Below are 23,095 nucleotides of genomic sequence, written 5' to 3'. Positions count from 1 at the left end.
GCGTTTTCTCTTATTACCGCTCAGCGGAATTTTATACTTTTACAGAAATAAGCAACAGGTGGCAAGTAAGCTGTTCCGTAAAAAGACGATTGCCGATATCGTGCAACATGCCAACGAGCATACGGGCGATACGCATGAAATGAAGCGGAACCTCAACGTGAGGGATCTTACCGCTTTTGGAATTGCTGCTATTATTGGTGCCGGGATATTCAGCACCATTGGAGGTGCTGCCGCAAGCGGCGGCCCGGCCGTTTCATTACTGTTCGTTTTTACAGCCATTGCCTGTGGCTTTTCTGCCCTGTGTTATGCCCGTTTTGCCTCGGCCATTCCCATCAGCGGAAGCGCCTATACATATGCATATGCCAGCTTTGGCGAACTCATTGCATGGATTATAGGCTGGGACCTGATTATGGAATATGCGGTGGGCAATATCGCGGTTGCCATTTCATGGTCCGATTATTTTACCGGCTTTTTCAACGGACTGGGTCTTCATATTCCCGAATACCTTTCGGTAGATTACCTCACTGCTTCCCGCGGATATGAAACAGTGATGAACCTTATGCAGCACGGGACAGGCTTCGATCAGATAAGCGGAACTTTGCGCGAAGCATTTCTGGCATGGAAAAATGCTCCCGAGATATTCGGTCTCCGCATTATTGCAGATATTCCGGCCTTTGCGGTGGTAGTGTTCATTACCATTCTGGTGTATCGGGGCATCCGCGAAAGCAAAATTGCAAGTAATATAATGGTACTGCTCAAGGTGAGTATTTTGCTGGTAGTGATTGCCGTGGGTGCCTTCTGGGTAAATCCTGCTAACTGGAGTCCGTTCGCACCCAACGGTATTGCGGGTGTGCTGAAAGGCGTTTCGGGGGTGTTCTTCGCTTACATCGGATTTGATGCTATCTCTACAACTGCCGAGGAATGCAAGAATCCGCAGCGCGATATTCCGCGTTCCATCTTTTATGCACTCATTATAACTACCGTTCTTTATATCGTAATCAGCCTTGTGCTCACCGGTATGGTGCATTACAGCGAACTTGCCGTGGGCGACCCACTGGCCTATGTTTTCGGAAAGCTGCATCTTACCCGGCTTTCGGGTATTATAGCCATAAGCGCCATTGTTGCCATGGCAAGTGTACTATTGGTATTTCAGATGGGGCAGCCGCGCATCTGGATGAGTATGAGCCGCGACGGACTGCTGCCGAAACGCTTTTCCAGATTGCATCGCAAATATAAAACGCCTGCCTTCTCAACAATACTTACCGGGATTCTGGTTGCGGTACCGTCATTGTTCCTGAATATAACCGAGGTTACCGACCTTACCAGTATAGGAACGCTCTTTGCTTTTGTGCTGGTGTCGGGTGGGGTGCTCGTGCTCGATGCAAAAGACGGCCGGCAGCATGAGACCGACAAACGCGTTTTTCGCATACCTTACTTCAACAGCCGCTGGTTTCTGCCGCCACTGTGGATAGTCACACTCATCCTTGTTTTTTATCTGAACACTAACGGCATCCTGCGTTTCTTCTCGGCAATCGACCTGCTGAAACCGGATGCAGGCTGGTGGGAAGTATTCCGTCATAAAATTCCGATGATACTTTTTATAATTGTTTCAAGTGCACTGACGGTTGCTGCGGTAATTAAGAATTTTTCGCTCATACCGGTTCTGGGTCTGCTTACCAACCTCTTTCTGATGACCGAACTGGGCATCACCAACTGGCTGCGTTTCCTGATCTGGCTCGTGATAGGGCTATCCCTGTACTTTACATACGGATTCAAACACAGTAAGTTGCGCTCAAACAGCCGCTGATATTTGCTGTTTCGGAAATTTTTCCTATCTTTGTTCTGACAGACAATATAACGTATTGATACATATGGGTTTCAGAAATAGTTTTCTCTGCACGTTACTTCTTACATTGTTTTTTGTTACGGCAATTGTAGTATCTGATATTTTCAGCCGTCCGGGCTATGTTATTTACGAACAATACAATGATTCCATCAGTAAGGATTCACTGAACAAGAAGGATACGCTTGTTTACAAAGAAACGATGATAGACAGCGCCATTGCTTTCGGGAAGAAATTTCTTGGATTGAAATACCGTTACGGAGGAACTACCGAAGCCGGGTTCGACTGTTCGGGTTATGTTTCATATCTGTTTTCCAAATTTGGTTATAAACTCCCGCATTCTTCTGCAGGAATGGGAACGGTAGGATATCCGATTGATATGAAGGAAGCGCGCAAAGGCGACCTTATTCTTTTCAAAGGCCGCAGCACCAAAAGCAGCAGAGTGGGCCACGTGGCGCTTATTATTGCTGTGGATTCGGGCAATATCACCATGATGCACTCCTGCCACCGGGGTGTGCTTATTGAAAAATACAACAACAGCGCGTATTACAAAGCCCGCTATCTGATGTGCCGCCGTTATAATTTTTAGCAGTATTTTTTAGCTTTTACCCTTCACCCTTAAGCCTTAGCCTGTTTTTTCGATTTACGACTCCAGTCTTTTATCTTTTGTCTATTGTCTTTTGTCTGTTATCTTTTGTCTATCTTCTAACTTCTATTTTCCCTTGCAGTGATATGGTTAAGGGTGATTCGGGGAAATCGGACGCGGTAAGTTCTATCAGTTCTTTGATTGCTGTGTATTCATCATCCGGAACGGGACCGCCTTCGCCGGTTTGTTTAATGGAAAACACCTGAGCTTTCAGGAATTCGCCTTTTAAATTTGTATATATTTTTATGGCGGGAGCTACGCCGTTGCTGCCTTTTAAATTAAAACGGGCATAGGTGCAGAAATTACCCAGGCTGTATGCAATGAACCGGTTCTTATATAATTCAACGGCTCTGGTAACATGGGGGCCGTGGCCGAGAATAACATCCGCACCGGCATCAATCATGGCGTGCGAAAATTGATACATATTGCCTCTGTCTTCGTCGTAAAACAGCTCCGTTTGTCGGGTAACATGACGGTAGGCAGCTCCTTCTGCTCCGGCATGAATGGAAACAATCACAATATCGCAGAGCGAATCAAGGTGTGCGACTATGGCTCTGGCGGTGTCGGTCTGCAGAATATCCATTGTCCCCGTAAAGGGAGAGAAGGCACAGAAACCATAGGTCAGCCCATCCTTCTTGAAGATTACCGAAGGGCAGGAGCGGAGTCCCGCATAATATATTCCGGCGGCGTCCAGCACTTTCATGGTAGAAGCACGGCCGGTATTGCCAAAGTCGCCGGAGTGGTTATTGGCAATGTTGAGCAGGTCAAATCCCGCCTCGGTAAAATAGTTGATGTAGTGCTCAGGGATGCGGAATGCATAGCATTTATTCATGTCCTGGCATTTCTTGACCGTGCCGCCGCTGTCGAGCAGTGCGCCTTCGAGATTCCCGAAGGTGAGGTCGGCATTTTGAAGCAGTTCTTTCACGGGATTAAAAATGCTTTTTCCGTTGTCGGGCGGAAGATAGTCGGCCGAAGGGAAATTGGTTCCGGGCATGATGTCGCCGACTGCCATGATGCTGATGGTGTCGTGAGAAGCAGGCGAAATTTTCTGCGCCATGGAATTATTGAAGAAAACGCTGAGGCAGAAAACACAGATTATGATAGTTTGGCAATACCTTTTCATACACGGGAATTATCATCACAAATATCACAAAAAAAGCCGGCAATGTACCGGCTTTCCATATTTTTCGGAAGAATATTACGACAGCGACTGGCTGGGTCTGGATGCCGCTTCTATCACCTTCATGTATTCTTCGGGCGTAAGATCGTTGTAGAAGAAATTAACAGGGTCTATCTTTTTGCCGTTCTTGATAACTTCGTAATGACAGTGGGGTGCAACAGAAAGACCGGTGCTTCCCACATAGCCGATAATCTGACCGCGTTTTACAACATCGCCGGGATTTACAATTTTGCGGCTCATGTGTCCGTACAGCGTTTGATAGCCATAGCCGTGGTCGATTATCACCACGTTTCCATATCCGCTTTCGTTGCCTTTGGGGTCTATTACTTTTCCGTTGCCGGTGGCATAGATAGGTGTGCCTATTTTGGCGGCGAAATCAATGCCTGTGTGCATACGAAGTGTTTTGTAGATAGGGTGCACGCGGTATCCGAAACCTGAAACAATGGTTGATAGTTTCTTAGAAACGGGCTGTATGGCAGGAAGGCAGACAAGCATCTGTTCTTTATTCCGCGCGAGCTGAATTACTTCGTCGAATGATTTTGACTGAATATACAATTGCCGTGAGATAACATCCAGACGCTGGGCGGTTGCCTTCATCAGGTCGCTTGATTCAAAACCTTCCAGTGCGGAATATCTGTCGGTACCGCCATAGCCTGCTTTGCGCACGGCATCGGAAATAGGTTCAGCTTCGAAAATGGTACGATACACATTGTCGTCGCGGTTCTCGATATCGGCCAGTACGCCCTGAATCTTGTCGAGGCGGTTATTGAGCATGGTGTACTGAAGTTTCAGTTTCTCATTCTCGCGGCGCAGTAATTTTTCTTTCGGTGAATCAATAAAACTATACAGCACCAGCATGATGGCTGCTGATATAACCATACCGGAGGTGATAATGGAAATAAACTTCCAGAATTTACTCTTGATGGAAACTTTTATTTCCTCAACTCTGAGTGTTTTAGTGTTAAAATGGTAACGTGTCTTTGACATAATTTTCTTCTCCCATAATCCGGCCCGAAAAGGCACTGTCGTATAACGCTGATTGGTGAAAATATATTATCCTGACTGCAAAACTAAGAAAAAAACCTAAATTTGCAGGGTGTTAGCGGTCTTAAAAAATGTTAAATATCAATTAATTGAGTCCTAAAACACTAAATTTCAAGCATTGTGCTGATGTGGAAAAATGGCAGTATTTTGCCGATTTCAATAAAAAAAATATGGGAATGAGCAGAAAAAAAATTATCAATGTCAAAGGAACAGAAATCACACTGTTAAGTCAGGATACGAATGACTATATCTCATTGACTGATATCGCTAAATCGAGAAATAATACGGAGCCGTTTGCGGTAATAAACAACTGGATGCGAAACCGAAGTACGATTGAATTCATAGGTTTATGGGAGAAATTGTGCAATCCTGATTTTAAACCTCTCGATTTCGAGAGGTTTAAAAATGAATCCGGAAGTAATTACTTTGTACTATCACCTCAAAAGTGGATTGAATCAACAAATGCAATTGGAATTATTTCTAAATCTGGAAGATATGGCGGCACTTTTGCGCATAAAGATATAGCTTTTGAATTCGCATCATGGATATCATCTGAGTTTAAACTGTATCTGATAATTGAATTTCAGAGACTCAAAGAGGATGAAAACGACCGGCTGAAACTGGAATGGAATCTGCAAAGAACACTGGCAAAAGTGAATTATCAGATACATACGGATGCAATTAGAGATAATTTGATTCCAAAAGCGTTGAGTAGCTCCCAGATGACCACTGTATATTCTTCTGAAGCAGATTTGCTCAATATGGCGTTATTTGGTAAAACTGCCAAACAATGGAGAATAGAAAACCCGGAAGCCGAAGGTAATATCCGCGATCAGGCTAGTCTTGAACAACTGGTCATATTATCTAATCTTGAAAGCATTAATGCTGTGTTGATTCATCAGGGCATTTCTCAGAATGACAGATTGTTGCAATTAAATACCACAGCAATTAACCAAATGAAATCCTTGTTAGGTAACAGAAGTTTTCTAAAAATTAAATGAATATAAACAGCTATATTTGAACGATTCAAGCATACATATAATAATATAAAAATCGATAAAACACACTCATGGATTCTCAAACAGTACGCAGGACATTTCTGGATTTTTTTGCTTCAAAAACCCATCAGATAGTGGCTTCGGCGCCCATGGTAATTAAAAACGACCCTACGCTGATGTTCACCAATGCCGGCATGAACCAGTTCAAGGATATTTTTCTGGGAAATACACAGGCAAAGTATGCACGTATTGCCGATACACAGAAGTGCCTGCGCGTTTCGGGCAAGCACAACGACCTTGAAGAGGTTGGGCACGATACCTACCATCATACCATGTTTGAGATGCTTGGCAACTGGTCGTTTGGCGATTATTTCAAAAAAGAAGCCATTGAATGGGCCTGGGAACTGCTTACCGAAGTTTATAAGATAAATAAAGACAATCTGTATGTTACCGTGTTTGGCGGTGATGAAAAAGAAGGTCTTGAGCCCGATAACGAAGCCTTTGAGTTCTGGAGTAAAATCATTTCAAAAGACAGAATCATTTACGGCTCCAAAAAGGATAACTTCTGGGAAATGGGTGATACCGGTCCCTGCGGTCCCTGTTCTGAGATTCATGTCGATATTCGTGACGAGGCAGCCAAAAAGCTCATTCCCGGCAAGGAACTTGTGAATCAAAGCGACCCGCATGTTATTGAGATATGGAACCTCGTTTTTATTGAATTCAACCGTAAATCAGACAATAGTTTATCGCCGCTTCCGGCAAAACACATAGATACCGGTATGGGCTTCGAGCGTCTGTGCATGGTCATGCAGGGCGTGAAGTCCAATTATGATACCGACGTATTTCAGCCCGTTATCCGGGAACTCGCAAAAATTGCAGGCAAAACCTATGGCGAAGAAACAAAAACTGACGTAGCCATGCGTGTTATTGCCGACCATTTGCGCGCCGTTTCCTTTGCTATTGCCGACGGTCAGCTTCCGTCGAACAACAAAGCCGGTTACGTGATACGCCGGATATTGCGTCGTGCCGTCCGTTATGGCTATACCTTCCTGGGATTCAGCGAACCCTTTATGTTCCGGCTGGTGCCGCTGCTGGCATTGCAGATGGGCGAAGCCTTCCCTGAACTTGAATCGCAAAAGGATTTAGTGATGAAGGTGATGCAGGAAGAAGAACAGGCTTTTCTGCGTACGCTTTCGGTCGGTTTGCAGAAATTTGAACATTATAAACCGGCAAAGAATATCGTTGAAGGCGCTTTTGCATTCGAACTGTTCGACACCTTCGGCTTTCCGATAGACCTTACACAGCTTATTGCCCGCGAAAAAGGATTTGACGTGGATATGCCGGCATTTGCCGCCTGCATGGAAGAGCAGAAAAAACGTTCGCGCCAGGCGGCCACCGTTGATAAAGAAGACTGGACAGAATTGATTGCCGGCGATGAAACCGAATTCTTAGGGTACGATACCCTGGAAACCAGCAGCAGAATTGCAAAATTCCGCAAAGTAAAAGCCAAGGATAAGGAATTCTTTCAGGTGGTGCTCGATAAAACACCCTTTTATGCAGAGTCAGGCGGACAGGCAGGCGACAAAGGATTATTTCTTATTGGTGATGAGAAAATTGGTGTTGACAATACCATCAAAGAGAACAACCTCATTATACATCTGGTTAAAAAACTGCCTTCCGATACGGCAAAAGAGATTATTGCCAGAGTAGATCCTTCAAAAAGGAATATGACCGCCAATAATCATTCGGCAACCCATCTGCTGCACTCGGCGCTTAAGATGGTGCTGGGCACTCATGTGGAGCAAAAAGGCTCCATGGTTGACGACGAGCGTCTGCGTTTCGACTTTTCGCATTTTGCAAAAATGAGCGACGAGGAAATACGTCAGGTGGAAGCCATTGTAAATCAGAAAATACGTGAGAATATTGTCCTTACGGAGATGCGCAACCTTCCCATGAAAGAGGCGCAGGAACTGGGCGCTGTGGCTCTGTTCGGCGAAAAATACGGCGATAACGTCCGCGTAATAGTATTTGACAAAGCATTCTCAATGGAGCTTTGCGGAGGTACGCATGTAAAGGCAACCGGGCAGATTGGTCTGTTCCGCATTGTTTCAGAATCGGCCATTGCCGCCGGTGTAAGGCGTATAGAAGCCATTACATCCGCGAAAGCTGAAGCTTGGATAAACGAACAGCTGGAGCAGCTTGCAAAGATAAAGGCGGTGCTTAAAGGTTCACAGGATCCGGCATCAGCCATAGAATCGCTGCTTGGACAGAATGCCGACCTGCAGAAGAAGATTGAACAATTTCAGAAAGAAAAAGCTTCGGGGCTGAAACAGGAACTCATTGCTAAAATAAGTGTGGTAAATGGTCTGAACTTCATTGCCGAGAAAGTGGATTTAGATGCAGCGGTAATTAAAAATCTGGCTTTTGAACTGAAAGCGGATGTTGAAAATCTCTTTCTGGTGCTTGGTGCAGAAGCCGAAGGCAAGGCAAATCTTACCATCATCATGTCAGAGCATCTGGTGAAGGACCGCGGGCTGAACGCTTCAAAAATTATCCGTGAGCTCGGAAAAGAGATACAGGGTGGCGGCGGCGGCCAGGATTACTATGCTACGGCCGGCGGAAAGAATCCTGCAGGTCTGGAATCAGCACTTAAAAAAGCCGTGGAATTCATCAGTTAAAACGGCATCAGTAATAAAATGTATTTTTGCATAAAATAATCGAACATGCTATTATTATCCTATATCAGAACCAGTCCCGATGAAGTGATACGCAGACTTGCAGTGAAGAATTTTGACGCTGCTGAAATTGTCAAAGGGATTATTGCGGCCGACGAAGAGCGCCGCAACACACAAAAACTATTAGACGACGGTCTTGCCGAAGCTAACCTTGCCGCCAAAGAAATCGGCAAACTGTTTCAGGAAGGGAAAGCCGGAGATGCGGCGAAACTCAAAGAACGTACTGCCGAGCTCAAAATTCAATCGAAAGAACTTGATGAGCGCCTGAAAGCCGCTGAAGAGAAAATGAACGGGCTGTTGGTACTTCTTCCGAACACGCCTCATGAATCGGTTCCGGCCGGGAAATCAGCCGAGGATAATGAAATTGTGGCAAGCTGGGGTGATATTCCCGCAGCCGACGAAAATATTGTTCCGCACTGGGAGCTCACCACGAAATACAACATCATAGATTTTGAAACCGGCGTAAAACTTACCGGCGCAGGTTTCCCGGTTTACCGGGATAAAGGCGCAAAACTACAGCGCTCACTTATCAATTTCTTTTTAGACAATGCGGTTGCGGCAGGATACATGGAAATTCAGCCTCCGCTGATGGTAAACGAAGCATCGGCTTATGCAACGGGGCAGCTTCCCGATAAGGACGGACAGATGTATTATATCGGTATCGACAAATTTTACATGATACCCACGGCAGAAGTTCCGGTAACGAATATTTACCGCGACATGATTCTGAAAGAAAAAGATATGCCGATTAAAAATGCGGCGTATTCCTCCTGCTTCAGGCGTGAAGCCGGTTCATACGGAAAAGATGTCCGCGGGCTGAACCGCCTGCATCAGTTCGATAAGGTAGAAATCGTGCAGATAGCCCATCCCGATAATTCATACAGTGTTCTGGAAGAAATGAAAGAACATGTGGCAGGTCTGCTTCGCAAGCTGGAACTGCCGTTCCGCATAGTAAAACTGTGCGGAGGTGATATGAGCTTCACATCCGCGCTCACATTCGATTTTGAAGTGTTTGCGGCCGGTCAGCAGAAATGGCTTGAGGTAAGTTCTGTTTCAAACTTTGAGAATTTCCAGAGCAACCGCATGAAGCTGCGCTATAAAAATGCCGATGGAAAGATAAATCTTACACATACACTAAACGGCAGCGCGCTTGCGTTACCCAGAATAGTTGCCGCGCTGCTTGAGAATAATCAAACCCCTGACGGTATAAAGATTCCTGCCGCGCTGGCTTCCTACACAGGCTTTGATTTATTGAAATAACATTATTGTTATGATGCGAAAATTGAAATTCTATTTTATGAGTGCGCTGGCACTGTTGCTGGTACAGAGCTGCGGCAGTAAAGCGGACAAAGCTGATATTGCACGTATTGACAGCGTTTATGCTGTGGTTGAAACAACCGGGCAGGAACTGAATAAACTCAATTTTGATACGCTCAATACAAAAAATGAAATGTATAAGGCAAATGCAAAGGTACTTACCGAGAATATTTACGAATTAAAAAATGATGAAACATGGCCGTGGATATGTGCATATGGTAATGTACGCAAACCATTCAAGACCATGGTCGCGGAATATCCGAAGTATAAATCGGAACTTGATACCTGCCGAAAGCAATTGAATGATATGAAGCACGACTTAGACAATGGCGCCTTATCGAAAAGTGATTTTGAAACAAACTTTTTGATTGAATGCAGTGCCGTAAATGACCTTACGGGCAGGATTATAAAAAATCTGAACAGCGTAAAGGCGCAGCTTAAAAGCTTTGATACGGTGCATCCTGCTATTTGCAGGATTATTAAGGAATTTCAGGAAAATGAAGCGAAGCATCCCGGCAAAGGAAAGAAAGAACAGGGTGCTCCTGAAGAAACGGATTGATGAATTGTACCCTTCGACAAGCTCAGGGTACAGCGTGGTTCACGACATTAGGCTGGCGGACATTGAGCCTGTCGAAATGTCCGGTGATAAAAGTTCGACGAAATAGTTTTGAATGTTAATTTAACCCGTTTACACATGATATCCGGCACTTTGAAAAATATATTTTTTTGTATTGCCTTGCTCTGCTGCATTTCAGCAGCGGCTCAGCCGGAAACCGATGAGCAGCTCGCTGTACAGTATTTTCAGAACAAAGAATACGATAAGGCGCTTTCTATTTTCGAAACGCTTTACACGAACAATCCTACGCCGCTGTATTATAACTACTATCTGGACTGTCTCATCGAATCGGGTAATTTTAAAAAGGCCGAGAAGTTTCTGGGCAGGCAGATAAAAAAATACGCGGGTGAACAGAAATACCTTGTGGATCTGGGATATGCCTATCAGCGAGAAGGACAGGGCGACGATGCGCGCAAGCAATATGAGCTGGCGCTGAAGCAGCTGCAGCCCGATCAGCAGGCGGTCATCGACCTTGCCAATGCCTTTCTGACCCGCGACCTTGCCGATTACGCCGTAATGGCCTATCAGAAAGGCAAGAAACTATTGAAAGGCGGATATCCTTTTTGTATGGAAATGGCGGCCATTTACCAAAAGAAAGGGGACTGGGCGTCTGTATTTGAAGAATATCTGAACCTCTGTGACTTTATTGCTGCTTCATCGGAAGATGTGCAAAATAAAATGCAGGACATTATTGCCGATGATGCCGACGGAAAACGCGGTGAACTGTTCAGAACCATGTTGCTTGACCGCATTAAAAAGGAACCGCAAAAAACCTGGTATTCTGAGCTGCTGATGTGGTATTTTATACAGCAGAAAGATTTCGCCTCGGCGCTGATGCAGGCTAAATCGCTGGATAAGCGACTGGGCGAAGATGGCAACCGGGTGTTTAAGCTCGGAGGTGTGGCGGCATCCAACAAAGATTATGAGACTGCTGCCGAATGTTATGACTATATCATTACCAAAAAGGGGAATACAAACCCTTATTATTTCCAGTGCCGCCTCGATAAAATAAACGTAAAATATCTTAAGATATCTTCATCGATAAGTCCTGCGAAAGAAGAACTGCTGGCACTTGAGAAAGAATATCAGGCCATGCTGAGCGAGCTGGGAACCAGTGCGCAAACCATTGTACTGATGAAAAACCTGGCACATCTTCAGGCATTCTATCTTGATAAAATGGAGGATGCAAAAGCGCTGCTCAATCAGGCCATTGAAACGCAGGGCTCATCACCCGACCTGATTGCCCAATGCAAAATTGAACTGGCGGATATCATGCTGATGAGTGGTGAGGTGTGGGACGCGTCCCTTCTGTATTCTCAGGTTGAAAAAGCGTTCAAGTATGATCCTATTGGTTTTGAGGCCAAATTCAAAAATGCAAAACTGTACTATTACAACGGCGAATTCGATTATGCCAAAGCGCAGCTTGATGTACTGAAAGCCGCTACAGCCAAGCTTATCGCAAATGATGCCATGGAGCTGGCTTTATTGATAGGCGATAATATGGACCCTGATGACAGTACCTACGTGGGACTTATGCTGTATTCCAAAGCCGATATGTATGTTTTTCAGAATAAATACCAGCTTGCACTGACAACGCTCGACAGCATCAATATGCTGGGCACCTACCATCCTTTATTTGACGAGGTGCTGTACAAAAAAGCACAAATCATGATCAGAACAGGCGATTTTGCCATGGCTGATACATTGCTTCAGAAACTGATTGATTTTTACCCGTCGGATATCCTTGCCGATGACGCCCTGCTTATGCTTGCCAAACTGAATGAGGAACAGTTCAAAAATAAAGAAAAAGCCATGGAGCTTTACCAGAAACTGCTTACGGAATATCCGGGAAGCATCAATGCTGTTGAAGCCCGTATGCGTTTCCGTTCCCTTCGCGGGGATAAAGTGAACTAATCAATGACTCAACCCGTACAACCCAAAAAAAGCCTCGGGCAACACTTTTTGCGCGATGAAAATATTGCACGAAAAATAGCAGACAGCCTCAGTCTGCACGGAGATTATAAGTATGTAGTTGAGGTAGGTCCCGGCATGGGAATGCTTACCAAATACCTGCTTGAGCGAAGTGAATTTGAAACGGGGGTTGTTGAGATTGACCGCGACAGTGTGGCATATCTCAAAGAAAATTATCCTACACTTGAACCACGGATTATTGAAGGTGACTTCATGAAAGTGAGACTTGACGGCATTCCTGCACCATTTGCGGTGATTGGGAATTTTCCGTACAACGTCTCGAGCCAGATATTGTTCCGGGTGCTGGAGCTCAGAAACAGCGTTCCCGAAGTAGTCGGAATGTTTCAGAAAGAAGTAGCACGCCGGATTGCCACACCACCGGGTTCAAAGGAATACGGAATTCTGAGCGTACTGCTGCAGGCATATTACACCATTGAGTATCTGTTTACCGTCAATGAAAATGTGTTTTTTCCGCCTCCCAAGGTCAAATCGGCAGTAATCCGCTTAAAGCGGAACCAAGTAATGGCTCTTGACTGCAATGAAAAGCTGTTTTTTCAGGTGGTAAAAACAGCATTCAACCAAAGGCGAAAAACACTCAGAAATGCGCTGCTTTCTATGGTTTCGGGTAAGGATGTATTACAGGAACCAATATTTGAAAAACGCGCCGAGCAATTACAGGTATCTGATTTTGTTTGGATTACACGGCATGTTGAGCAAATGAACCTCATTATTGAGGCGTGAAGCGCTTCGGTGTTTTTGCCTTTATCGGGGTTTCCGATATCAATTCAACTACTGCCGGCACAGCTGCTTATTTTGCTTTTTACATTCACCGTTTTACATTATCTTTGCCCGCCCGAATACGTTTTCCTTTTCTAAGCATATGCGTTTAAGGCATCAAACACAAAAACAGGAATTGAATTCGTAATTCGGCAACATCATCTGAACCTAACATCGTTTTATTACCATGAACAAGAACACAATCAATACAATCATAGGTATTGTAATCATTTTCGGAATACTGGTCGGATACAGCATTTTTACTGCTCCTTCTAAAGAAGAAAAAGCAAAAATGCAGCATCAGCGCGATTCTGTTTTCAAAGCTGCAAAAGCCCGTTACATCAGTGATTCTATTGCAAAAGCTACTGCAAAGAACATCCCTGCGGCCGATTCAGTAAAAGACACTGCAAAGGCCGGTAAAGCTGGAATTAGCGGCAACGGCAATGTAAAAGATTCCAATGCTCTTAAAGCAAGTGCTAACCAGTATGGTTCTTTTTCTGTGGCGTCCAAAGGAACACAGAAATATTTCATCATTGAAAATGATTTGTATAAAATCAAGATTTCGAAATTAGGCGGCGGTATTGCTGAAGTTACGCTGAAAACATACCTTACCGGAGAAGAGGATAAATCAAAGAAAAGGCCTATTGTGCTCTTTTCTTCCGACAAGAGTACTTATGGAATCAGCTTCTTTTCAAATAATAAATTGATTAATTCTGCAGACCTTTACTTCGAACCCTATGTTGCGTCTTCGACATATGCGGGCAAAGATTCTATCGTCATTGGTAAGACAGACAGCCTCGCCTTTGGCATGCGTCTGTATCCGAATGCTACCGATTCTACTTTTGATAAATCGAGGTTTATTGAGTTCTCGTACGCGCTGAAAGGCGGAAGGTATGTGCTGGGATATACGGTGAACATAGAGAATATGCAGGATGTTATTGCGAATAATACCGGCTATATTGGTCTGGATTGGGCCGTCATACTGAAGCAGCAGGAGCGCAGTCTTAAAAACGAAGAAATGGTTTCTACGGTGTATTATAAGCCTGAAGGCGATGCCGTAGATTATCTTTCGGAAACCAAAGACAGCGAAAAGCCTTATAAAGCTCAGGTAAAATGGGTTTCTTTCAAACAGCAGTTTTTTTCATCAACCCTGATATCGAAGACATCCTTCAAGGAAGCCAACATGAAATGTACGACTTTGAAGAAGGTTGCCGATGCTAAATCAACGGTGCTTGCTGATAGCATGAAAGCCATGTCTGTAGGACTTACACTGAATTATAATTCGGCACCGAAGGTCAGCTACCCCATGGAATTTTACTTCGGTCCCAACCAGTATAAGATACTGAGCAACATGAACCTTGATCTGGAGCGTCAGATTCCTTTGGGCTGGAGCTTTGCGCCTCTTGCATGGATCAACCGTTTTGTGGTCATTCCGGTATTTAATTTCCTCGATGGTTTCAATATGAACTATGGTATCATTATTCTGCTGCTTACCATATTGTTGAAAATTGTGTTGCTGCCTATCGCGTATAAGACATATATGTCGTCGGCTAAAATGCGCGTTCTGAAACCTGAAGTAGAAGACATTAATAAGAAATTTCCGAAAAAAGAAGATGCGCTCAAGAAACAGCAGGCAACTATGGCATTGTATAAAAAAGCCGGAGTGAACCCGATGTCGGGTTGTATTCCATTGTTGCTTCAGATGCCTATCCTTATTGCGCTGTACCGCTTTTTCCCTGCATCCATAGAGCTCAGGCAGAAGTCGTTTTTATGGGCCGACGACCTTTCAACATACGACTCCATAGCAAAGCTTCCTTTTGATATTCCCTTCTATGGTGCGCATATCAGTTTGTTTACGCTGCTGATGACTGTTACCACCATTATCTACACCAAAATCAACAACCAGATGATGGGAACCACCTCGCAGCCCGGCATGAAATTCCTGATGTATGCCATGCCTGTGATGTTCCTCGGATTCTTTAATAATTTTGCAGCCGGTCTCAGCTATTATTACTTTCTGGCAAACGTTATCACCTTCCTGCAGATGTATCTCTTCCGCAAATTTGTGAATGAAGATAAAGTTCATGAGCGCATTCAGGAAAATAAAAAGAAGCCGACAAAGACCTCCGGTTTTCAGAAAAGACTTGAGGATATGGCCAAAAAAAGAGGCTATAATACTAAAAAATAATGCATAAAAATTGACTGAAAAGGGTTCCGTTTCTCATAAAGATGGAACCTTTTTTATAACAAACAATGAATTGAAAAAGTCCGGCATATCGCATTGGTTATTGCTGTTTGTTCTGGTCCTTATCTGGGGCAGTTCCTTTATTTTGATGAAGCGGGGTCTCGACAGCTATGCATCGTCGCAGGTGGCGGCAATCCGCATTATGCTTACTTCACTCGTGCTAATGCCGGTAGCATTCATGCGCATGAAACGCATCACGCTTAAAGAGTTCGGATTGATTACGCTGACAGGCATTACCGGAAACGGCATTCCGGCATTTCTTTTTACCTACGCCCAAACAGGCATTGATAGTTCTACTGCGGGCATTCTGAATTCATTAACACCATTATCAACCATGGTGCTTGGTTTGATTTTTTTTAAATATAAGATGAAATGGTACAATGCAGCAGGTGTTTTTATTGGTCTGGCGGGCACTGCCGGATTGCTGAGTATGAGTGGGGGCAAAGACTTTATTTTTAACTTTCACTACGGTATTTTCATACTGCTTGCAACAATTTTGTACGCGCTTAACCTGAATATCATCAAGCGCTATCTTAAGAACACCGATTCGCTTACCATTGCCTCATTTGCATTTTTTGCCATCGGCCCTTTTGCCGCCATGTATCTTTTTGGTTTTACTCCGTTTATACCCGTTTTAATCTCCGGTAGCGCAGCACTTGTCAGCTTCGGTTATATAGCAATTCTTGCAATTGTGGGCACTGCCCTTGCGACTGTGTTGTATAACATGATGATTAAACGCACCAATGTTGTATTTGCGGCAAGCGTCACGTATCTGATGCCGGTCGTATCGCTGATGTGGGGAATCGGCGATGGTGAAGTGTTCGAAGTGGTATACCTGGTCTGGATATTCCTGATTCTGTTTGGCGTTTATCTGGTCAATAAAAAGCATGAAAATCTAAAAAAAAACAGCAAAAATTGATTGTTATTGTGCCTGCCAATCTGCAATAAATTCTCTTTTTTGCAGTTATCCTGAATTATTCGGGTTAAATTTGCACTTAAGTATCCCAGCAAGCTAAAATGAGAAAAAATATCCTGATTCTGTTTGTCTCGGTAATATTGTTACCTATTGTCGGTATCGCTCAAGAAGTGAGTCTTGGCAACTGGCGCGTACACCTTCCTTATAAAAAATGCATCAATGTGGCGCAGATTGGTAAGCATATCTATTGTGCTACACCCTATTCTCTTTTTTACTACAATAAGGAAGATAACAGCGTCAACATGCTGAACCGTGTGAATGGTCTTTCTGACGTTGAATTGAGCACAATTGAATATAGCGCGTCAAACAAAACGCTGGTAATAGCTTATAAAAATGCCAATATTGACCTTTTAAGAGAGGGCAGCGGTATCACCAATATTTCGGACATAAAACGTAAACAGCTATACGGAAATAAAACCATCAATAATGTTATTTTTATTGGCGATTACGCATATTTTGCTTGTGGTTTTGGCATTGTAGTTCTTGACTTAACCCGTGATGAGATTCGCGAAACATGGTATATTGGTCCGGGAGGGAATGCTATAGACGTGCTGGATCTGGCTTTCGACGGTTCAAAGTTGTACGCGGCTACAGAAAAAGGCATTTATGTTGCGAACTTCAATAGTCCCAATCTTGCGAATTATGCAAATTGGACAAAAGATACAACACTTAACAGTCCTGACGCTTCCTACAATTCAATTGCATCCTTTCAAGGAACTGTTTTTGCAAACAGGGTTGTGCCGGGTTACGGACTGGATACGCTTTTTAAAAACAATGGAAGCGGATGGACCCGTGCTGATATAACCCGTATTGATGATGTGAGCAATATGCGGGTTTCTCAGAATCGTCTGCATGTTTGTTACAATACCAATGCGGTAATCTATTTTAATCCCGATTCCATTATGGATATCGTCTGGTCTTACAATCCGGGCGATCCACAGCCAAGTGCTGCTCTTACCGATGAAGAAGACAAGGTTTGGATTGCCGACGGAAATCGCGGGCTTATGGTTCATAAAGGATGGGACAATGAAGAAATACAACTCAACGGACCCGGAAGTACCGACGTTTTTAGTATGGACTGTAAAGACGGTGCTCTGTATGTCGCTCCCGGCAGCATAGGCTCATCGTGGGGAAATGCCTATAACGTCCGCGGACCTTATGCCTTTATCGGAGAAAAGTGGTTCACCCTCAAAGATGCTAATCCATCACTCGATACCATTTTTGATATTCTTTCAGTTGCAATTGACCCATCGAACACGAATAGAATGTATGCCGGATCATGGGGTAACGGGCTATGCGAATTTAATGGTGGAATTCTTACGCAGGTTTACACTTACACAAACAGCCCGCTTCAAAGACCGGGTGCAGGGACATGGCTTGGCGTTGGCGGTTTATGTTTTGATAAAGACAATAATCTGTGGATGTCAAATTCGCAAAGCGACAAGCTGTTAAAAGTGCTTAAACCGAACGGAACCTGGGATTCGTATAATGTGGGAGTTGCCAGCAGCGATGCCCGGGCAAGTACCGTAATGATTGATAAAAATAACTTCAAATGGGTGCTGCTTACGCGATACAATGGGCTCGTGGTATTTTCTGATAATAATACACTCAGCGATAAATCAGACGACCATTCAAAAGTCTTGCATACAGGGCTTGGTAACGGTAACCTGCCCAGCGATAATGTGACAGCCATTGCCTGTGACAGGGATGGTGAGGTCTGGATTGGAACCGACAAAGGAATTGCTGTTTTTTATAGCCCCGAAAATATGTTCAGCGGTCAGAATTTCGATGCTCAGGTAATTACTCTTGTTCAGGACAGCACCGCACAGCACCTGTTGGAATTCGAAACAGTTACTGCCATTACCGTTGACGGCTCAAATAAAAAATGGATAGGCACCGAAAAGGCCGGCGTATTTCTGATGAGTGCCGACGGTACAGAGGAGTTGCAGCACTTTACCGTTGAAAACAGTCCGCTGCTTTCAAATACCATCACTAGCATTGTTATCAATGAACAAACCGGTGAAGTGTACTTTGGAACTGCAAAAGGAATTATTTCATACCGTGGATTTGCAACGGCCGGAAGTGAAAAGTTTGAAGGCGTTTATGCCTACCCGAATCCTGTTCGTGAAGGCTATACCGGCTCTATCGGAATTAAGGGATTGGTTACCGATGCCATTGTAAAGATTACAGATATTACCGGAACGCTAATCTATGAAACGAAAGCCGAGGGCGGGCAGGCCATCTGGAACGGTTGTAACTACGATGGTAAAAAAGCAAAATCAGGGGTGTACCTCGTTTTCTGCAGCAGCGAAGATGCCAAAGAAAAAATGGTGACCAAGATATTGATCATAAATTAACGCCGCAGTTGTCATCGCCTTTCCTTGCGAAATAAGCATTTTCAAAAAATATTCTTCATGCTTCAAACCAGCCGCGGCATTGTTCTTCAGCAGATAAAATACTCTGAAACGGCACTTATCGTTAAAATTTACACTGCCGGCGCGGGACTTAAATCGTTCATGATTCACGGTGCCCGGAAAAAAAATGCAAAGATCAGATCAATACATTTGCAGCACCTGAGTCTGGTTGAAATTGTTTTTAATAATCGTGATAATGCCGGTCTGCAGCATTTGCGGGAATTGTCGCCTGTCTGTTCTTTCACCGGCATTCCTTTCGATATCCGCAAAAGCTCGGTAGCATTGTTCATCAATGAGCTTATCCTTAAATCTGTCCGCGAAGAAGAGCCCAACCAACACCTGTTTGATTTTCTGTTCCATTCCATACAGTTACTGGATACCACAAATGATAACACGGCTAATTTTCATCTGCTCTTTGCCGTTAAACTCTCCCGATATTTAGGATTTTACCCTTCCGGAGAATATTCCGAAACTACACCGCTCTTTAATCTTGGTGAAGGCGTGTTCTGCAGTTTGAATTCGCAGCCCGAAAGTTCTCTTGATGGAATTTCCGCAAAGCATCTCAATATGCTAATACATTGCGATTACAGCAGTTTCGGCACCTTGAATATAGGGAAAAACCAGCGACAGGAATTGCTTGCCGGTATTGTAAGTTATTATAAAATGCATATTGCAGGATTTGGCGAAATGAAATCCTTGTCAGTGCTTACAGAAGTGATGAGCTAGCAGGATTTTTTTTATATTTGACCACAAGTATTTATTCATGGCATTGCAAAAAATCATAAAAACCGGTCTGTTTTGCGGATCATTTAATCCTATCCACACAGGGCATATGGTAATCGCAAGTTACATGGCCGGATTTACTGATTTGGATGAAGTTTGGTTTGTGGTTTCGCCACAAAATCCGCTTAAGAAAAAAGAGTCATTATTGGGCGATTTGCATCGTCTGGCCATGGTTAATATTGCTATTGAAGACGACCGCCGCTTCAAATCTTCCGGCATAGAATTTAAACTTCCTCGCCCAAGTTACACTGTGAATACACTGGCGGCACTGATGGAGAAATATCCCAACAGACAATTTGCGCTTATTATGGGTTCCGACAACCTTCAAACCTTTAATAAATGGAGGAATTATGAAAAGATACTCAGCGAACATACGCTATATATATATCCGCGTCCCGGTTTTGATGGAGGCGAATTTCGTACACATCCATCCGTACTATGGACGGAGGCTCCACTGATGGAAATCTCCTCAACCTTTATCCGGCATGCCATTGCCGGGAAAAAAGATGTCAGTTATATGCTGCAGCCCACGGTATATAAGTATATCAAAGAAATGCATTTTTATTCTGAGCGTTTTGGTGAATAATCTTGCATCACTCAATTATCACATAATGAGTGTTTTGCGAAATATTTAGAAAAAAATAACCTTTCGATGCTTGTTTTCCTCTTCTTTTATCGTTTATATTTACCCAAAATTTACTGAATGACGCTGGAAGAATTTGACAGGCTGCCCATGACCGAAAAGGTTCATAAAACCTTTGAATTGGGCGATGACCTTGGTCGGCGGAATTATCTGTACTACCAGGTACGGCTTTATATGATTGATGATTTCTACGTTGAGATATGGTATCATCCTAATCTTACCAAGATTGAAAGGGTGGAAATTATTTCATCAGAAGATGTATTTGCTCATTACTACGAGCAAATCGACATCTCGGATGCGCTGAGCGTGATATAATATCCCGTTTCTTTAGTACTTTCGCATCCTGAAATTTCTACCGATTACTTTTATCAAGGATACCATGATGCTTCCCGATATTGCAATAGCGGATTATGACTACGGTTTGCCCGATGAAAAAATTGCCCGTCAAGGTCTTGAAAAGCGCGATTGTTCAAAATTGCTTATCCTGAATCAAGATACTGTTTCAGAAGATGTTTTTATAAATATCAGCAATCATCTTCCATCTGAAAGTATCCTTATTTTTAATGATACCAAAGTCATTCACGCACGTTTGTTGTTTACAAAACCCAGCGGTGCGGCCATTGAAATATTTTGCATTGAGCCTCACGGGCCGGAACGTGAGATTCAGCATGCCATGCAGCAAAAAGGCTGGTGCGAATGGAAATGCATGGTTGGAAATGCGCGCAAATGGAAATCGGGAGCCCTTACCATGAGTTTCAGTATTGATGGCTCGGAATATTTACTGCATGCCGAAATGCTGGGTACTGAAGCTGAAACCCGCATCATTCGCTTAAGCTGGGAACCGGACAATCTTACTTTTGCCGAAGTGTTGCAGAACACGGGGCAGGTTCCCTTGCCTCCATACATGACACGCGCTGCAACCGCGGATGATGTTTCGCGTTACCAAACGGTATATGCAGCCCATGATGGCTCTGTTGCTGCGCCAACTGCCGGGTTGCATTTTACGGAAAGTGTTTTTAAATCTCTTGCTGAAAAAGATATTCAAACAGCTGCGGTTACGCTTCATGTGGGTGCCGGCACGTTCAAACCTGTATCGTCTGATATGGTGAGTGGACACAGTATGCATAATGAGCAAATAATAATTCGCCGTGAATTGCTCAACGCTATTGCAACAAAAGGCTCACGAAAAATTATTGCCGTAGGAACTACCACACTGCGTTCGCTCGAAACTATTTACCATCTTGGCTGTGGTTGCATCATAAACGGCAATCCGGTGAATCATTTGGAACAATGGGATGCTTATAAAGATAAGGATACTGTTGAAGTGGAAATGACGCAGGCAGCATCGGCACTGCTGCATTATATGGACAAATCGGGAATCGAAACCTTTCATGCAAGCACACAGCTTATGATTGTTCCTGGCTATCAGATTCGTTCTGCCGATGTACTTATAACTAATTTTCATCAGCCCAAAAGCACCTTACTGCTGCTCATTGCCGCATTTGTGGGTGAGGCATGGCGCGAGGCATATGCCTATGCTTTATCACACGATTTCCGGTTTTTAAGCTACGGCGATTCCTGCCTTTTTTTCAAAAAAGCATAAAAAATTCACTTCGGATTTCATTAAACTTTGCTGCTTACTTTCTTTACCATCGCATCTTTCCATGATGAGAATGTCCCGTCAAGGATGTGCTTTCGGGCTTCACGAACGAGCCAGAGATAAAAAGCGAGGTTGTGCTGACTGGCTATCATAGCACCCAGCATTTCGCCGGCAACAAACAGGTGACGCAGATAAGCCTTGGTATAATGGACATCCACGTATGAGTTTGCATTTGCATCAATCGGAGAGAAGTCATCTTTCCATTTTTCATTGCGGATGTTTATTACGCCTTCGCTTGTGAAAAGCCAGCCGTTACGGCCGTTTCGTGTGGGCATCACACAATCAAACATATCGATTCCCAATGCAATGCCTTCAAGAATATTTGCCGGAGTGCCTACGCCCATAAGGTAACGCGGCTTATCAGCCGGAAGAATGCCGCAAACGAGTTCCGTCATTTCATACATTACTTCGGCCGGTTCGCCTACAGACAAGCCTCCGATAGCATTTCCCTCGCGACATTGAGCTGCAATGGCTTCTGCCGATTGTATTCTAAGATCGCGGTACACACTTCCTTGCACTATGGGAAATAGTGTTTGACTATGACCGTAAAGCGGTTCTGTTTTATCAAAATGATCACAGCAGCGCTGTAACCATTTATGCGTTACTTCCATTGATTTTCGTGCATAGTCGTATTCGCATGGAAAGGGAGTGCACTCGTCGAAAGCCATCATGATATCGGCACCAATAATGCGCTGCACATCCATCACACTTTCGGGTGTAAAGGTGTGTTTTGAGCCGTCGATATGAGAGCGGAACTCAACACCGTCTTTCTGAATTTTGCGCATTTCAGTGAGAGAATATACCTGATATCCGCCGCTGTCGGTGAGAATTGGTCCCGTCCAGCCTGCGAAGCCATGCAATCCACCTGCCCGTTTCAGAATATCAAGACCTGGACGAAGAAAAAGGTGGTAGGTATTTCCTAATATTATTTGCGCGTGGATGTCGTCACTAAGGTCTCTGCGATGTATTGCTTTCACTGTGCCGGCTGTTCCCACCGGCATGAAAATGGGCGTTTCAATAGAGCCATGTGAGGTTTCCATCACGCCGGCTCGTGCCGACGATTTTGTATCAGTTCCCGTAAGAGAGAATTTCATGCAATAAAATTTTGGCAAAGATAATTCAAATGATGGTAGTGTTAACTATGCGAAGCAGCAGGCCGCACTACCTCATCCCGATTTTACAGACACACAGCTTTGTTCGAATAGAAGTCTTACAGGGAGGCTTATTTTGATAATGCTACATTTTAA

Annotated in this window: 18 protein-coding genes; 15 read left to right on the top strand and 3 right to left on the bottom strand. The window is 44.0% G+C overall.

The features are described 5' to 3' along the window. The first annotated feature begins 58 nt into the window (after positions 1–58). Complete coding sequence (locus WCM76_02635) at positions 59–1,807, top strand: amino acid permease (protein ID MEI6764508.1); 1,749 nt, start codon at positions 59–61, stop codon at positions 1,805–1,807. Between the two features lie 64 nt (positions 1,808–1,871). After that, the gene (locus tag WCM76_02630) at positions 1,872–2,432 is read left to right on the top strand and encodes a C40 family peptidase (GenBank protein ID MEI6764507.1); all 561 of its coding nucleotides are present in this window, start codon (positions 1,872–1,874) and stop codon (positions 2,430–2,432) included. 109 nt (positions 2,433–2,541) lie between these two features. Here the strand turns inward: WCM76_02630 and WCM76_02625 are convergent, their stop codons facing one another. Both WCM76_02625 and WCM76_02620 read right to left on the bottom strand, forming a co-directional pair. Continuing rightward, on the bottom strand, positions 2,542–3,612 hold the full coding sequence (locus tag WCM76_02625; GenBank protein MEI6764506.1) for a CapA family protein: 1,071 nt from the start codon (positions 3,610–3,612) through the stop codon (positions 2,542–2,544). A gap of 75 nt (positions 3,613–3,687) precedes the next feature. Continuing rightward, a complete protein-coding gene (locus tag WCM76_02620) occupies positions 3,688–4,656 on the bottom strand; it encodes a M23 family metallopeptidase (GenBank protein MEI6764505.1) in 969 nt (322 codons plus the stop codon). 233 nt (positions 4,657–4,889) lie between these two features. Between WCM76_02620 and WCM76_02615 the strand changes: the two genes are divergently transcribed. The 13 genes from WCM76_02615 (at position 4,890) to WCM76_02555 (ending at position 21,791) form a co-directional block, all read left to right on the top strand. Further along, complete coding sequence (locus WCM76_02615; protein ID MEI6764504.1) at positions 4,890–5,714, top strand: KilA-N domain-containing protein; 825 nt, start codon at positions 4,890–4,892, stop codon at positions 5,712–5,714. Positions 5,715–5,782: 68 nt separating this feature from the next. Next, positions 5,783–8,389: an alanine--tRNA ligase gene (gene alaS, locus WCM76_02610; GenBank protein MEI6764503.1), complete on the top strand. Its 2,607-nt coding sequence runs from the start codon at positions 5,783–5,785 to the stop codon at positions 8,387–8,389. 45 nt (positions 8,390–8,434) lie between these two features. Further along, complete coding sequence (gene serS, locus WCM76_02605; protein MEI6764502.1) at positions 8,435–9,706, top strand: serine--tRNA ligase; 1,272 nt, start codon at positions 8,435–8,437, stop codon at positions 9,704–9,706. A 10-nt stretch (positions 9,707–9,716) separates the two neighbouring features. Then, positions 9,717–10,322: a hypothetical protein gene (locus tag WCM76_02600; GenBank protein MEI6764501.1), complete on the top strand. Its 606-nt coding sequence runs from the start codon at positions 9,717–9,719 to the stop codon at positions 10,320–10,322. Positions 10,323–10,472: 150 nt separating this feature from the next. Then, positions 10,473–12,293, top strand: coding sequence for a tetratricopeptide repeat protein (locus tag WCM76_02595; GenBank protein MEI6764500.1), 1,821 nt, complete (start codon positions 10,473–10,475; stop codon positions 12,291–12,293). A 3-nt stretch (positions 12,294–12,296) separates the two neighbouring features. Beyond that, on the top strand, positions 12,297–13,091 hold the full coding sequence (gene rsmA / locus WCM76_02590; GenBank protein MEI6764499.1) for a 16S rRNA (adenine(1518)-N(6)/adenine(1519)-N(6))-dimethyltransferase RsmA: 795 nt from the start codon (positions 12,297–12,299) through the stop codon (positions 13,089–13,091). Positions 13,092–13,314: 223 nt separating this feature from the next. Next, entirely contained in the window at positions 13,315–15,315 is a 2,001-nt protein-coding gene (gene yidC / locus WCM76_02585) for a membrane protein insertase YidC (GenBank protein ID MEI6764498.1), read from the top strand. 70 nt (positions 15,316–15,385) lie between these two features. After that, positions 15,386–16,291, top strand: coding sequence for a DMT family transporter (locus WCM76_02580; protein MEI6764497.1), 906 nt, complete (start codon positions 15,386–15,388; stop codon positions 16,289–16,291). A 98-nt stretch (positions 16,292–16,389) separates the two neighbouring features. Next, positions 16,390–18,705: a two-component regulator propeller domain-containing protein gene (locus WCM76_02575; GenBank protein MEI6764496.1), complete on the top strand. Its 2,316-nt coding sequence runs from the start codon at positions 16,390–16,392 to the stop codon at positions 18,703–18,705. 57 nt (positions 18,706–18,762) lie between these two features. Continuing rightward, positions 18,763–19,488 carry a DNA repair protein RecO gene (gene recO / locus WCM76_02570; protein ID MEI6764495.1) on the top strand — a complete coding sequence of 242 codons (726 nt, stop codon included), beginning with the start codon at positions 18,763–18,765 and terminating at the stop codon, positions 19,486–19,488. Between the two features lie 37 nt (positions 19,489–19,525). Next, entirely contained in the window at positions 19,526–20,131 is a 606-nt protein-coding gene (gene nadD / locus WCM76_02565; GenBank protein ID MEI6764494.1) for a nicotinate (nicotinamide) nucleotide adenylyltransferase, read from the top strand. A 117-nt stretch (positions 20,132–20,248) separates the two neighbouring features. Next, positions 20,249–20,503 (top strand): hypothetical protein, encoded by a 255-nt coding sequence (locus WCM76_02560; GenBank protein MEI6764493.1) that lies wholly within the window; start codon positions 20,249–20,251, stop codon positions 20,501–20,503. Positions 20,504–20,567: 64 nt separating this feature from the next. Next, positions 20,568–21,791 carry an S-adenosylmethionine:tRNA ribosyltransferase-isomerase gene (locus WCM76_02555; GenBank protein MEI6764492.1) on the top strand — a complete coding sequence of 408 codons (1,224 nt, stop codon included), beginning with the start codon at positions 20,568–20,570 and terminating at the stop codon, positions 21,789–21,791. A 20-nt stretch (positions 21,792–21,811) separates the two neighbouring features. Here WCM76_02555 and tgt read toward each other — a convergent pair whose 3' ends face one another. Then, positions 21,812–22,942 (bottom strand): tRNA guanosine(34) transglycosylase Tgt, encoded by a 1,131-nt coding sequence (gene tgt, locus WCM76_02550; protein ID MEI6764491.1) that lies wholly within the window; start codon positions 22,940–22,942, stop codon positions 21,812–21,814. Positions 22,943–23,095 lie beyond the last annotated feature (153 nt).

It is taken from the genome of Bacteroidota bacterium, assembly GCA_037133915.1.
In the GTDB taxonomy this organism is placed as follows: Bacteria; Bacteroidota; Bacteroidia; order Bacteroidales; family CAIWKO01; genus JBAXND01.
The sequence above is the reverse complement of the archived record's forward strand: the minus strand, read 5'-3'. Positions and strand labels throughout refer to the sequence as shown.